Source organism: Micromonospora sp. AB353, from assembly GCF_049538395.1.
In the GTDB taxonomy this organism is placed as follows: domain Bacteria; phylum Actinomycetota; class Actinomycetes; order Mycobacteriales; family Micromonosporaceae; genus Micromonospora; species Micromonospora aurantiaca.
Map to the genome: position 1 here is coordinate 31980 of NZ_JBMVFV010000047.1, position 12771 is coordinate 44750.

A 12771-nucleotide genomic window follows, 5' to 3' on the forward strand; every position below is an offset into this window, starting at 1 on the left:
GCACCTCGACCGCCGTCGTCCGGCCTTCCGGACGGCGGCGGTCTCGCATCGCCCGTTGCTGCGCGGTAGTGTTCGTCTTTGTTGGAACACGTTCGACCGCGTGGAGTGCCTGCGCGGTCGGTGAGGCGCGGAGGTGAGCCGGGGATGCTGGCGCGGCAGCGGCAGACGGCAATCCTGGAACGACTGCGCCGCGCCGGTGGCGTCCGGGTCACCGAGCTGGCGGCCGAGTTCGGCGTCTCCGACATGACCATCCGGCGCGACCTGGACACGCTGCACGAGCAGGGACTGCTCGCCAAGGTGCACGGTGGTGCGACGCCGGCCGGTCCCGGCTCGACCGACGAACCCGGCTTCCACGCCAAGTCCGTCCGCCAGTCCGCCGAGAAGGCCGCCATCGCCGAGTACGCCGCGGGACTGGTCCGGCCCGGCGCCGCCATCGCGCTCTCCGCCGGCACCACCACCGCCGAGCTGGCCCAGCGGCTGGTCGACGTGCCCGGCCTCACCGTGGTCACCAACTCGCTGCCGGTCGCGGAGGCCCTGCACGTCGGCGGGCGGCCGGACCAGACCGTGGTCCTCACCGGCGGCGTCCGCACACCGTCGGACGCGCTCGTCGGCCCGCTCGCCGTGGCCGCGATCGCCGCGCTGCACCTGGACCTGCTCTTTCTGGGCGTGCACGGGATCAGCGAACGGGCCGGTTTCACCACGCCCAATCTGATGGAGGCGGACACGAACCGGGCGCTCGTAGCCGCGGCGGACCGGCTCGTGGTGCTCGCCGACCACACCAAGTGGGGCACCGTCGGCATCTCGTCGATCGTGCCGCTGGAGGCGGCGGACGTGCTGGTCACCGACGACCGGTTGGCACCCGAGGCCCGACGGGTACTCGACGACAGGGTGGGTGAGCTGGTGACGGTGCCCACGACGAGGGGGGCGGAGTGAAGCGTACGCAGATCGCGCTGGCCGACGGCCGCGAGCTGATCTACTTCGACGAGCGGGACGACGCGGTCCGCGACCAGCCGGACCGGCGGGATCTGCCCCCTCCCCCGCCCGCCTCGCAACTGCGGTACGACCCGCTGACCGACGAGTGGGTGGCGGTGGCGGTGCACCGGCAGACCCGCACGTTCCTGCCCCCGGCCGACCAGTGCCCGCTCTGCCCGTCCCGGGGCGAGCGGCACAGCGAGATCCCGGCGCCCGACTACGACGTGGTGGTCTTCGAGAACCGGTTCCCGTCGCTGAGCCAGCGGGTGGCCGACGAGCCGGCCGAGATCACGCCCTTCACCCCGGTACGCCCCGGACGTGGAAAGTGCGAGGTGGTCTGCTTCACCGACGACCACAACGCCTCGTTCGCCCGCCTCTCTCCGCAGCGGGTGCGGACGGTGCTCGACGCGCTCGCCGACCGCACCACGGCACTGAGCGCGCTGCCCGGCGTGGAGCAGGTCTTCCCGTTCGAGAACCGGGGCGTGGAGATCGGGGTGACGCTGCACCACCCGCACGGGCAGATCTACGCGTACCCGTTCGTGACGCCGCGCACCCGCACCATGCTGGCCGCCGCCCGCCGGTACGCCGACCGCACCGGGGGCAACCTCTACGCCGACGTGCTGGCCACCGAACGCGCCTCCGGGGACCGGGTGGTGACGAGCAACGAGCACTGGACCGCGTACGTCCCGGCGGCGGCGCGCTGGCCGTTCGAGGTGCACGTGGCGCCGCACCGGCCGGTGCCGGACATCCCGGCGCTCGACGACGCCGAGCGGGACGCCTTCGGGCCGCTCTACCTGGATCTGCTGCGCCGCTTCGACGGGCTGTTCGACCTGCCGATGCCGTACATCGCGGCGTGGCACCAGGCGCCGGTACGGATCGACAGGGAGCTGGGCCACCTGCACCTTCAGCTGTTCAGCATCCGGCGGGCCAAGGACAAGCTGAAGTACCTGGCCGGGTCGGAGTCCGGCATGGGCGTGTTCATCAACGACATCGCCCCGGAACGCGCCGCCGAGTTGCTCCGCACCGCATGAAAGGAAGGGCCCCTTATTAACGCCTGCGGTAGAGGAAGGGCCCCTTCTTAACAGCCGTGACCGGAGCATGGGGCGCGGGGGGCCCGGGACAGGGCCCCCCGCAGGGAAGGGACGGCTGGCTGCGCTCAGCAGCCTCGAAGGTCAGCCGGCCGACGCGCGGCCACGGCCCACCCTCATGGACGCGACTGGCATCTCGTCCACCCTGTCAACGAGGGCGCACCGAACGAGGTCACGCCGTCCCGGCGGGTCTGAGGTGTTAAAAAGGGCCCCTTCTACAACGCGAGGCGTTAAGAAGGGGCCCTTCCTTGCACGTCAGGCGGCGAGCTTGCGCGCCAGGTTCTCGTCGAGCGCGTTCATGAACTCGTCGGTGGTCAGCCACGGGGCGTCCCGCGAGATGAGCAGCGCGAGGTCCTTGGTCATCTGGCCGCCCTCGACGGTGTCCACGATGACCTTCTCCAGCGTGTTCGCGAACTCGGTGACCGCCGGGGTGCCGTCCAGCTTGCCCCGGTGGGCCAGGCCCCGGGTCCAGGCGTAGATCGAGGCGATCGGGTTGGTCGAGGTCTTCTCGCCCTTCTGGTACTGCCGGTAGTGCCGCGTGACGGTGCCGTGGGCGGCCTCGGCCTCGACGGTGCGGCCGTCCGGGGAGAGCAGCACCGAGGTCATCAGGCCGAGCGAGCCGAAGCCCTGCGCGACGGTGTCGGACTGCACGTCACCGTCGTAGTTCTTGCAGGCCCAGACGTACCCGCCCTCCCACTTGAGCGCGGCGGCGACCATGTCGTCGATCAGCCGGTGCTCGTAGGTGAGGCCGGCGGCCTCGAACTCGGCCTTGAACTCGTTCTCGAACACCTCGGCGAAGATGTCCTTGAACCGGCCGTCGTACGCCTTGAGGATGGTGTTCTTGGTGGACATGTAGACCGGGTAGTTGCGGTCCAGGCCGTACCGGAACGAGGCGCGGGCGAAGTCCCGGATCGACTCGTCGTAGTTGTACATGCCCATGGCGATGCCACCGCCGGGGAAGTTGGCGACCTCCATCTCCATCGGGGTGCCGCCGTCGGCCGGGGTGTAGGTGATGGTCACCGTGCCGGGGCCGGGGACGACGAAGTCGGTGGCCTTGTACTGGTCGCCGTGCGCGTGGCGGCCGATGATGATCGGCTTGGTCCAGCCCGGGACGAGCCGCGGCACGTTCGACATGATGATCGGCTCGCGGAAGACCACGCCGCCGAGGATGTTGCGGATGGTGCCGTTCGGCGACCGCCACATCTTCTTCAGGCCGAACTCCTCCACCCGGGCCTCGTCCGGGGTGATGGTGGCGCACTTGACGCCGACGCCGTGCTCCTTGATGGCGTTGGCGGCGTCAACGGTGACCTGGTCGTCGGTGGCGTCACGGTGCTGGATCGACAGGTCGTAGTAGTGCAGGTCGACGTCGAGGTAGGGCAGGATCAGCTGCTCCCGGATCTGCTTCCAGATGATCCGGGTCATCTCGTCGCCGTCGATCTCCACGACCGGGTTGTTTACCTTGATCTTCGCCATCGGCCGGCGCTCCTCTCGGGGGACACGTGCTCAAGCAGTACGAGCGTACTGGAAACTGGCCGGCAGTCCCCAGGCGGCCCGGGTGGGCCGCCGGAAAAGCGGGCTGCGCCGCGCCTCGGGCCGCTGGCATCATCGTCCGATGCCGCGCAGCCGCACCATCGGGTCTATCACGGTCACCGCGATCGCCGACGGCGAGGGGCCCTTCTTCCAGCCCCGCGGCGAGGCGTTTCCCGGTGCCACCCAGGCGCAGTGGGCGGCTGCCGACCGGCTCGATCCGGGTGCCGTCACCGACGACTGCAGGTGGTGGCTGCGGTTCCGCGCGTTCGCGGTGCGGGCCGGCGACGGGCCGGTCACGCTTGTCGACGCCGGTATCGGCCCGGCCGACTCGCTCGCCGCGAGCTGGGCGCCGGTGCCGGGCCGGCTGCCGGCCGAGCTGGCCGCCGCCGGGATCGATCCGGCCGACGTCCGCACGGTGGTCCTCACCCACCTGCACACGGACCACGTGGGCTGGGCCGGCGCGCTGTTTCCGAACGCGGACCACCTGATCCAGCGCGCCGAGGTGGACGCGCTGGAGCTGTTCCACCCGGAACTGCCGGCCCGGCTGCTGACGCCGTTGCGCGCCGCCGGCCGGCTGCGGGTGGTCGACGGCGAGACGCACCTCACCCCGGGGGTACGGCTGCTGCACACCCCCGGCCACACGCCGGGTCACCAGTCGGTGCTGGTCGAGGCGGACGACGAGCGTCTCCTGATCACCGGCGACCTGCTCGTGCACGCGATCCAGTTGGTCGACCCGGCGCTGGCGTACGCCCACGAGGTGGACCCGGACGAAGCCCGCCACTCCCGCACGACCCTGCTGGCAACCCTCTCCCCCGCCGTCCTGGCCACCCCCCACCTGACCGCTCCCTTCACCCCCCACCCCGGACCGGGTCGATCATGAGGTTGGCGGCGGAATTGGAGATCGAATACGCCGTCAACCTCATGATCGACGGGGAGAACCGGGAGGAGCGGGGAGAGCGGGGAGAGCGGGGAGGAGCGGGGAGGAGCGGGGAGAACGGCGGGCGGGCCTTCGACGCTGTGGGACGGGCGTCACATGCTGGCGACGTCGCCCTGCTTGGCGCGGACGGCCTCGGCGGCCTCCTTCAGCGCGGCCAGCTCGTCGGCGTCCAGGTCGGTCTCGACGACCCGCTTCACGCCCTCGGCGCCGATCTCGGCCTCGACGCCCAGGTAGACGCCGGAGATGCCGTACTCGCCGTCGACCCAGGCGCAGACCGGCATGACGGCGCCGGAGTCCTCGGCGACGGCCTTCGCCATCCGGGCCGCGGCGGCGGACGGGGCGTAGTACGCCGAACCGGTCTTGAGCAGCGCGACGACCTCGGCGCCACCGTTGCGGGTCTTGACGACCAGCTCCTCGATCTGCTCGGCCGGCATGACGTCACGCAGCGGCTTGCCGTTCACGGTGCTCTTCGACGGCACCGGGACCATCGTGTCGCCGTGCGAGCCGAGCGTCAGGGTCCGTACCGACTTCACCGGTACGCTCAGCGCCTCGGCGACGAAGTTGGTGAAGCGGGCGGTGTCCAGCATGCCGGCCTGGCCGAGCACCCGGTTCTTCGGGAACTGGGTAGCGAGCTGGGCCAGCGCGGTCATCTCGTCGAGCGGGTTCGACACCACGATGACGACGGCGTTCGGAGCGTACTTGGCGACGTTCTCGGCGACCTGCCGGACGATCTTGGCGTTGGTCTCCAGCAGGTCCATCCGGCTCATGCCCGGCTTGCGCGGCAGGCCGGCGGTGATGACGACGACGTCCGAGCCCTCGATGGCCTCGTAGCCCTCGCCGTTCGGGCCGGTGGTGACGCCCACGACCTTGGTCTCGAAGCCCTCGACCGCGCGGGACTGGTTGAGGTCGAGCGCGAGACCCGCCGGCTTGCCCTCCACGATGTCGGTGATCACGACGGTGTCGAAGACGTCGTACTCGGCCAGGCGCTGTGCGGTGGTCGAGCCGTAGAAGCCGGCGCCGACGACAGTGACCTTCTTACCCATGGTCGTCCCACTCCCTGATACCAGTCGGTTTTCCGGACCGTATCAGCCATCCTGGCACCGATCGGGTCAGGGGCGGACGGTTATGACCTGGGTGGGTGTCAGGCGGTCCGCTCGGCCCGTTCGACCACGTTCGTCAGCAGCATCGCCCGGGTCATCGGACCGACGCCGCCGGGCATCGGCACCAGCTTGCCGGCGACCTCGGCGACTTCCGGGTCCACGTCGCCGGTGTAGCGGCCCTTGCCGTCCTCGCCGATGACCCGCGTGATCCCGACGTCCACCACCGTCGCGCCCGGGTTGATCATGTCGGCGGTGAGCAGCCCGGGCACGCCGGCGGCGACGATCACGACGTCGGCGGCGCGGGTGTGCGCGGCCAGGTCGAGCGTGCCGGTGTGGCAGAGCGTCACTGTGGCGTTCTCGCTGCGCCGGGTCAGCAGCAGGCCCAGCGGGCGGCCGACCGTGTTGCCCCGGCCGACGACGGCCACGTTCGCGCCGCGCAGCGGCACGTCGTGCCGGCGCAGCAGCTCCACGATGCCGCGCGGGGTGCAGGGCAGCGGCGCGTCGTACCCGAGGACGAGCCGGCCCAGGTTGACCGGGTGCAGCCCGTCGGCGTCCTTGTCCGGGTCGATCGACTCCAGCGCGCGCTGGGTGTCGAGGTGCCCGGGGAGCGGGAGCTGGACGATGTAGCCGTGGCAGGCCGGGTCGGCGTTCAGCTCGGCCAGCGCCGCGTCGAGCTGCTCCTGGGTGGCGTCCGCGGGCAGCGTGACCCGCAGCGAGGCGATGCCGACCTCGGCGCAGTCGCGGTGCTTGCCGTTGACGTACGCCTGGGAGCCGGGGTCCTCCCCGACCAGCACGGTGCCCAGGCCGGGGGTGATGCCGCGTTCCGCGAGCGCCTTGACCCGGGCCCGTAGCTCGTCCTTGATCTCCGCCGCGGTGGCCTTGCCGTCCAGGATCGTCGCCGTCACGTCGTGATCGTCTCACGCCCGTGGCCGGGCCCGGACGACGACGGCCGACGATCACGCTCCGCAACGTGCCCTAACTCACGGAGAGTGACCAGTCACCGTGACACTGCGGCCCTGACGCGCCCGGACGGACAGGGACCGGACAGGCGGGCCGGACGTCGCATACGCACCCGACCGGGCCTCGAACGGACCACCAGGGGCGAATAAAAGGCCAGCTTGGGGCGGGGTTTAGCACGCGCGGACAGCAGCGGCAAGGCTCGCCGAACACGATCCGTCATCAGTTGACCACGCCACAGTTGTCGACGAGCTGAATCGCGACCTACCGTTACCGCTCGTTGCGCAGAGTCACCCAGCGTCGGGACGACCGCGCAGCGTGAGGAGATGAGGAGACCCCCAATGCGTGTTCGTAGGCTCGCGGCCTGGGCCGCGCTCCCGCTCGCGGTGACGCTGGGCCTGACGGCCTGCGGCTCGGGCGGTGGCGGCGGCGGTGCCGGCGACTCCGACGCGGCCGTGCGGATCGAGATCGCCGAGCCGCAGCACCTCGTGCCGACAAACACCAACGAGACGAGCGGCTCCCAGGTCCTGTCGGCCCTGTTCAGCCCGCTCGTCGACTACGACGAGGCGAACAAGCCGCACGAGGTGGCAGCCGACTCGGTGACGACGTCCGACAACAAGGTCTGGACGATCAAGCTGAAGCCCGGCTACACGTTCCACAACGGCGAGAAGGTCACCGCCGACAACTACATCGACGCCTGGAACTACGGTGCGTACGCGCCGAACGGCCAGAACTCCAGCTACTTCTTCGAGAAGGTGGCCGGCTACGACGACCTCCAGGGCGAGAAGCCGAAGGCGACGACGATGAGCGGCCTGAAGAAGGTCGACGACCTGACCTTCACCGTGACGCTCAGCCAGCCGTACGTGGACTTCAAGTCCATGCTCGGCTACACCGCCTTCTACCCGCTGCCCAAGGCGGCCTTCTCCGCCCCGGGCGTGCTCGCCGAGGGCTACGAGCAGGCGCCGATCGGCCAGGGCCCGTTCAAGATGAAGGGCAGCTGGCAGCACGACGCCAAGGTCGAGGTGGAGCGCTACGACGCGTTCCCGGGCCAGCAGCCCAAGGTCGGCGGCGTCGAGTTCCGCATCTACCAGCAGCCGACCGCGGCGTACGCGGACGTGCTGTCGGACAACCTCGACGTGATCAAGACGATCCCGACCGAGAACCTGTCGACCGCCGCGACCGACCTGGGTGACCGCTTCCAGCAGAGCCCGGCCTCGTCGCTGCAGGTGCTGGCCTTCCCGACGTTCCAGGAGGAGTTCAGCAAGCCCGAGGTGCGCAAGGCGATCTCGATGGCGATCGACCGGGACGAGATCACCAAGTCGATCTTCAAGGACTCGCAGCAGCCGGCCCGCTCGTTCGTCTCGCCGGTGGTCGCCGGCTACCGGGAGAACACCATCGGCACGGCGGGCGCGTTCGACCCGGTCAAGGCCAAGGCCATGTACGAGGCCGCGGGCGGCCCGAAGAAGATCGAGCTGTCCTACAACGGCGACGGCGGCCACAAGGACTGGATCGACGCCACCTGCAACCAGCTCAAGGCCAACCTGGGCGTGGAGTGCGTGGGCACCGCCGAGCCGAAGTTCGCGGACCTGCTGACCAAGCTCAAGCAGAAGCAGCCGGTCGGCCTGTTCCGGATGGGCTGGGTCATGGACTACCCGTCCATGGAGAACTACCTCGGCCCGCTGTACAGCACCACCGGCTCGTCGAACTACTACGGCTACAGCAACCCGGAGTTCGACAAGCTGCTCGCCGAGGGCGCCCGCGCGGCGACCGAGGACGAGGCGATCAAGAAGTACCAGGCGGCGGAGGACCTGCTCGCGCAGGACATGCCGGTGATCCCGCTGCGGTACGGGCAGAACAACTTCGGCCACTCGACCAAGGTCAAGAACGTCCACGTGGACCTCTTCGACCGGGTGGACCTGCTGAAGATCGAACGCGCCTGACACCCCGCTGACGGGCCGGGCCACCCCCCACCGGGTGGCCCGGCCCTCGCATTGGCCCGCATTTCGCCCGTTTTCGGCAGACTTGCCAGCATGCTCCGCTTCATCCTGCGGCGACTGCTCCAGATGGTCCTCGCCTTCTTCGGGACCACGCTGATCGTCTACGCGTTGATGTTCGCCGGGCAGGGCGACCCGATCCAGGCCCTCGCCGGGGAGCGGCCGGTGACCGCCGCGCAGCGGGCCTACCTGACCGAGAAGTACCACCTGGACGCGACGGGTGTCGGCGGCTTCTTCTACCGCTACTTCGACTACCTGGGCGGCCTGGTCCAGGGTGACCTCGGGCAGTCGCTGACCGGGCGGCAGATCAGCGACATCCTCGCCGCCGCCTGGCCGGTCACCGTGAAGCTCGCCGTGATCGCGATGGCCGTGACGGTGATCTTCGGGGTCACCGCCGGCGTGATCGCGGCGATCCGCCGCTCCGGCGTGTTCGACCACGCCACGCTCGTGCTCACGCTGCTGGTGCTCGGCATCCCCACCATCGTGCTGGCCCCGCTGGCGCAGTACTTCCTCGGCGTACGCTGGCCGGTCTTCCCGCCCACCGCCGGAGCGCAGCCCTCCTTCTACGCGCTGCTGCTCCCCGGCATCGTGCTCGGCTCGTTGTCGCTGGCCACCGCGCTGCGGCTGACCCGTACCTCGGTGACCGAGAACCTGCGCGCCGACTACGTCCGCACCGCCCGCTCCAAGGGCCTGCGGCGACGCCGCATCGTCGGTGTGCACGTGCTGCGCAACTCGCTCATCCCGGTGGTCACCTTCCTCGGCGTCGAGCTGGGCAACCTGATGGGCGGCGCGATCATCACCGAGGGCGTGTTCAACGTCCCGGGCGTCGGCTTCAACCTGTTCCGCGGCATCCGCACCGAGGACGGCCCGCTCGTCGTCGGCATCGTCAGCGTGCTCGTCGTGGTCTACCTGCTGTCCAACCTGGTGGTGGACGTGCTCTACGCCGTCCTCGACCCGAGGATCCGCTATGAGTGAGCGCAGCGAGGTGCCGCAGTGAGCGACTTCGAGACGGTGGCGGCGACCGAGAACCAGGCCGCGCGGCGCGGCGTGTCAGGCGAACCGGGCACGCCCGGGCGGGCCGGGCGGCCGGACCGGGCCCGCAGCCTGGCCGGGGACGCGTGGCGGGATCTGCGTCGTAACCCGGTCTTCTGGATCAGCCTGCTCCTGGTGGTGCTGGTCGCCGCGATGGCCGTGGCGCCGGGACTGTTCGCCGCCAACGACCCGCGCGACTGCGTGCTGTCGCGGCAGCACGCCGGGCCGTCCGGCGGGGCCATCTTCGGGTACGACTTCCAGGGCTGCGACACGTTCGCCAGAGCCGTCTACGGCGCCCGCGCCTCGCTGCTCGTGGGCGCGTTCTCCGCGCTGATCACCGGCGTGATCGCCCTCGTCGTCGGCATGCTCGCCGGCTACTTCGGCGGGTGGGTCGACGCGGTGCTGTCCCGGGTGATCGACATCGTGCTCGGCATCCCGCTGCTGCTCGCCGCGATCGTGCTGCTCAAGCGGGTGAGCACCAGCGGCGAGACGGTACGGCTGTTCGCCGTGATCCTCGTCCTGGCGCTGCTCGGGTGGACCACGGCGGCCCGGGTGGTCCGCTCCTCGGTGATCACCGCCCGGGAGCAGGACTACGTGGCGGCCGCCCGGATGCTCGGGGCCGGCAACGGCCGGATCATGTGGCGGCACATCCTGCCGAACGCGCTCGCCCCGGCCATCGTGGTGCTCACCATCGCGCTCGGGTCGTTCATCGCGGCCGAGGCGACGCTGAGCTTCCTCGGCATCGGGCTGAAGGCGCCGACCATCTCGTGGGGCATCGACATCGACGCCGGCCGGGTGCACATGCGGGAGTCGGCGACGCCGCTGATCGTGCCGTCGACGTTCCTCGCCCTGACCGTGCTCGCCTTCATCATGCTCGGCGACGCGATCCGCGACGCCTTCGACCCGAAGCTGCGGTGACAACCCATGACCCAGTCGTCGGTCCGGCCCACGCCGGCCTCACCCACCCCACCCGGCGGGCACCTGCTGGAGGTACGGGACCTGCACGTCGAGTTCCGTACCCGGGAGGGCGTGGCCCGCGTGATCAACGGGGTGACGTACCACCTGGACGCCGGTGAGACGCTCGCGGTGCTGGGCGAGTCCGGCTCCGGCAAGTCCGTCACGGCCCAGGCGATCATGGGCATCCTGGACACCCCGCCCGCGTACGTGCGCGCCGGGCAGATCCTCTACCAGGGGCGGGATCTGCTCACCCGGCCGGAGGAGGAACGCCGGCAGATCCGCGGCGCCGAGATCGCGATGATCTTCCAGGACGCGCTGTCCGCGTTGAACCCGGTCTTCCCGGTCGGCTGGCAGATCGGCGAGTCGCTGCGCGAGCGGGCCGGGATGTCCCGGGCCGACGCGCGTCGGCGCACCGTCGAGCTGATGGACCTGGTCCGGATCCCGGCCGCGGCGAAGCGGCTCGGTGACTACCCGCACCAGTTCTCCGGCGGCATGCGGCAACGCGTCATGATCGCGATGGCGCTGGCGCTGGACCCGAAGGTGCTGATCGCCGACGAACCCACCACCGCGCTGGACGTCACCGTGCAGGCGCAGATCATGGACCTCCTCGCCGACCTGCGCCGGGATCTCGGCATGGCGCTCGTCCTGATCACCCACGACCTGGGCGTGGTCGCCGGTGTGGCGGACCGGATCGCGGTCATGTACGCGGGCCGCATCGTCGAGCACGCCGACGTGCACGCGCTGTACCGGGCGCCCGCCCACCCGTACACGAAGGGGTTGCTGGAGTCGATTCCGCGCCTGGACGTGCGCGGCCAGGCGCTGTCCAGCATCCGCGGGCTGCCGCCGAACCTGATGGCGATCCCGTCCGGCTGCCCGTTCCACCCCCGGTGCCCGTACGTCCAGCCGGTCTGTGTGGACGAGGTGCCGCACGACCTGGTGCTCGCCGACGGGCGGACCAGCGCGTGCCACTTCGCCCAGGAGGTGCACGATGACCGCGACGGCTGAACCGGCAAAGGTGCGCGGCGAGACGATCCTCGCCGTCGACCACCTGGTCAAGCATTTCCCGATCAGCCAGGGCGTGCTGTTCAAGAAGACCATCGGCCAGGTCAAGGCCGTGGACGGCGTCTCGTTCGAGCTGCGGCGCGGTGAGACGCTCGGTGTGGTCGGCGAGTCCGGGTGCGGCAAGTCCACGCTGGCCCGGCTGCTCATGCGCCTGGAGACGCCGACCGCCGGGCGGGTCACGCTGGAGGGGCGCGACCTGCTTCGGGCCGGCGGTGCCGACCTGCGCCGGCTGCGGCGGAACATGCAGATGGTGATGCAGGATCCGTACACCTCGCTGAACCCGCGCATGACGGTCGGCGACATCATCGGCGAGCCGTTCGAGATCCACCCGGAGGCGGCACCGAAGCGCAGCCGGCGGCAGCGGGTGCAGGAGCTGCTGGACGTGGTCGGGCTCAACCCGGAGCACGTCAACCGCTACCCGCACCAGTTCTCCGGCGGTCAGCGGCAGCGCATCGGCATCGCCCGGGCGCTCGCGCTGCGGCCCGAGATCATCGTCTGCGACGAGCCGGTGTCGGCCCTCGACGTCTCCATCCAGGCCCAGGTGATCAACCTCTTGGAGCAGCTCCAGGACGAGCTGGGGCTGTCGTACATCTTCATCGCCCACGACCTGTCGGTGGTGCGGCACATCTCCGACCGGGTCGCGGTGATGTACCTGGGCCGGATCGTGGAGATCGGCACCGAGGAGCAGATCTACCAGCGCGCGACCCACCCGTACACCCAGGCGCTGCTGTCGGCGGTGCCGGTGCCCGACCCGGCGGCCCGCGACCGGCGGACCATCATCCGGCTCACCGGCGACGTGCCCAGCCCGGCCGAGCCGCCGTCCGGCTGCCACTTCCGGACCCGCTGCTGGAAGGCCGAGGAGGTCTGCGCGACGCAGGACCCGCAGGCGGTCCCCCGCGCGGCGGATCCGCACCCCAGCGCCTGCCATTTCGCCGAGGTACGCACCGAGGCGTGAGCGCGACGAAGGCCCCGTCCCCCGGAGGAAGAGGGGGCGGGGCCTCCGATGCGGGCACGCGTGCGGACGGCGGGCCCGGGACGAACCCGAGGCGGCCCGGCGGCGTGAGGCGCGCCGCCGTACCGGTGGACGGCAGCTCGCGGCGGAGACCGCCGGGTCGACGCGGCGGTGTCCGGTGCGGCGCGAG

11 protein-coding genes are annotated in these 12771 nt (G+C 70.8%); 8 read left to right on the forward strand and 3 right to left on the reverse strand.

Going from position 1 to position 12771, the window contains the following annotated elements:
* Positions 1 to 144: 144 nt before the first annotated feature.
* Positions 145 to 933 (forward strand): DeoR/GlpR family DNA-binding transcription regulator, encoded by a 789-nt coding sequence (locus tag ACPCK6_RS19450; RefSeq protein WP_396884290.1) that lies wholly within the window; start codon positions 145 to 147, stop codon positions 931 to 933.
* On the forward strand, positions 930 to 2003 hold the full coding sequence (gene galT / locus ACPCK6_RS19455) for a galactose-1-phosphate uridylyltransferase (RefSeq protein WP_423481818.1): 1074 nt from the start codon (positions 930 to 932) through the stop codon (positions 2001 to 2003). The genes ACPCK6_RS19450 and galT overlap by 4 nt, the downstream gene beginning before the upstream one ends.
* Before the next feature lie 312 nt (positions 2004 to 2315).
* Here galT and ACPCK6_RS19460 read toward each other — a convergent pair whose 3' ends face one another.
* Positions 2316 to 3533 (reverse strand): NADP-dependent isocitrate dehydrogenase, encoded by a 1218-nt coding sequence (locus ACPCK6_RS19460; RefSeq protein WP_174535075.1) that lies wholly within the window; start codon positions 3531 to 3533, stop codon positions 2316 to 2318.
* A 139-nt stretch (positions 3534 to 3672) separates the two neighbouring features.
* Between ACPCK6_RS19460 and ACPCK6_RS19465 the strand changes: the two genes are divergently transcribed.
* The gene (locus ACPCK6_RS19465) at positions 3673 to 4470 is read left to right on the forward strand and encodes an MBL fold metallo-hydrolase (RefSeq protein ID WP_423481819.1); all 798 of its coding nucleotides are present in this window, start codon (positions 3673 to 3675) and stop codon (positions 4468 to 4470) included.
* Positions 4471 to 4619: 149 nt separating this feature from the next.
* Here ACPCK6_RS19465 and mdh read toward each other — a convergent pair whose 3' ends face one another.
* Both mdh and ACPCK6_RS19475 read right to left on the reverse strand, forming a co-directional pair.
* On the reverse strand, positions 4620 to 5570 hold the full coding sequence (gene mdh / locus ACPCK6_RS19470; RefSeq protein WP_013288499.1) for a malate dehydrogenase: 951 nt from the start codon (positions 5568 to 5570) through the stop codon (positions 4620 to 4622).
* Between the two features lie 98 nt (positions 5571 to 5668).
* The gene (locus ACPCK6_RS19475; protein WP_318335644.1) at positions 5669 to 6532 is read right to left on the reverse strand and encodes a bifunctional methylenetetrahydrofolate dehydrogenase/methenyltetrahydrofolate cyclohydrolase; all 864 of its coding nucleotides are present in this window, start codon (positions 6530 to 6532) and stop codon (positions 5669 to 5671) included.
* Positions 6533 to 6925: 393 nt separating this feature from the next.
* Here ACPCK6_RS19475 and ACPCK6_RS19480 point away from each other — a divergent pair, with 393 nt between their 5' ends.
* From ACPCK6_RS19480 to ACPCK6_RS19500, 5 genes are all read left to right on the forward strand, one after another.
* Positions 6926 to 8524: a peptide ABC transporter substrate-binding protein gene (locus ACPCK6_RS19480; protein WP_423481820.1), complete on the forward strand. Its 1599-nt coding sequence runs from the start codon at positions 6926 to 6928 to the stop codon at positions 8522 to 8524.
* A 90-nt stretch (positions 8525 to 8614) separates the two neighbouring features.
* Complete coding sequence (locus ACPCK6_RS19485; RefSeq protein WP_357179320.1) at positions 8615 to 9553, forward strand: ABC transporter permease; 939 nt, start codon at positions 8615 to 8617, stop codon at positions 9551 to 9553.
* Between the two features lie 18 nt (positions 9554 to 9571).
* A complete protein-coding gene (locus ACPCK6_RS19490) occupies positions 9572 to 10528 on the forward strand; it encodes an ABC transporter permease (RefSeq protein ID WP_030269431.1) in 957 nt (318 codons plus the stop codon).
* A 6-nt stretch (positions 10529 to 10534) separates the two neighbouring features.
* Positions 10535 to 11572, forward strand: a complete 1038-nt coding sequence (locus tag ACPCK6_RS19495) for an ABC transporter ATP-binding protein (RefSeq protein WP_262015840.1) — start codon at positions 10535 to 10537, stop codon at positions 11570 to 11572.
* Entirely contained in the window at positions 11556 to 12584 is a 1029-nt protein-coding gene (locus tag ACPCK6_RS19500; protein ID WP_396883316.1) for an ABC transporter ATP-binding protein, read from the forward strand. The genes ACPCK6_RS19495 and ACPCK6_RS19500 overlap by 17 nt, the downstream gene beginning before the upstream one ends.
* The last annotated feature ends 187 nt before the right edge of the window (positions 12585 to 12771 follow it).

Excerpts from the sequence above, each read along its gene's own strand:
- mdh (WP_013288499.1), bottom strand. The coding sequence starts at position 5,570 with ATGGGTAAGAAGGTCACTGTCGTCGGCGCCGGCTTCTACGGCTCGACC.
- ACPCK6_RS19500 (WP_396883316.1), top strand. The coding sequence starts at position 11,556 with ATGACCGCGACGGCTGAACCGGCAAAGGTGCGCGGCGAGACGATCCTC.
- ACPCK6_RS19450 (WP_396884290.1), top strand. The coding sequence starts at position 145 with ATGCTGGCGCGGCAGCGGCAGACGGCAATCCTGGAACGACTGCGCCGC.
- ACPCK6_RS19485 (WP_357179320.1), top strand. The coding sequence starts at position 8,615 with ATGCTCCGCTTCATCCTGCGGCGACTGCTCCAGATGGTCCTCGCCTTC.
- ACPCK6_RS19465 (WP_423481819.1), top strand. The coding sequence starts at position 3,673 with ATGCCGCGCAGCCGCACCATCGGGTCTATCACGGTCACCGCGATCGCC.
- ACPCK6_RS19495 (WP_262015840.1), top strand. The coding sequence starts at position 10,535 with ATGACCCAGTCGTCGGTCCGGCCCACGCCGGCCTCACCCACCCCACCC.
- ACPCK6_RS19480 (WP_423481820.1), top strand. The coding sequence starts at position 6,926 with ATGCGTGTTCGTAGGCTCGCGGCCTGGGCCGCGCTCCCGCTCGCGGTG.
- ACPCK6_RS19460 (WP_174535075.1), bottom strand. The coding sequence starts at position 3,533 with ATGGCGAAGATCAAGGTAAACAACCCGGTCGTGGAGATCGACGGCGAC.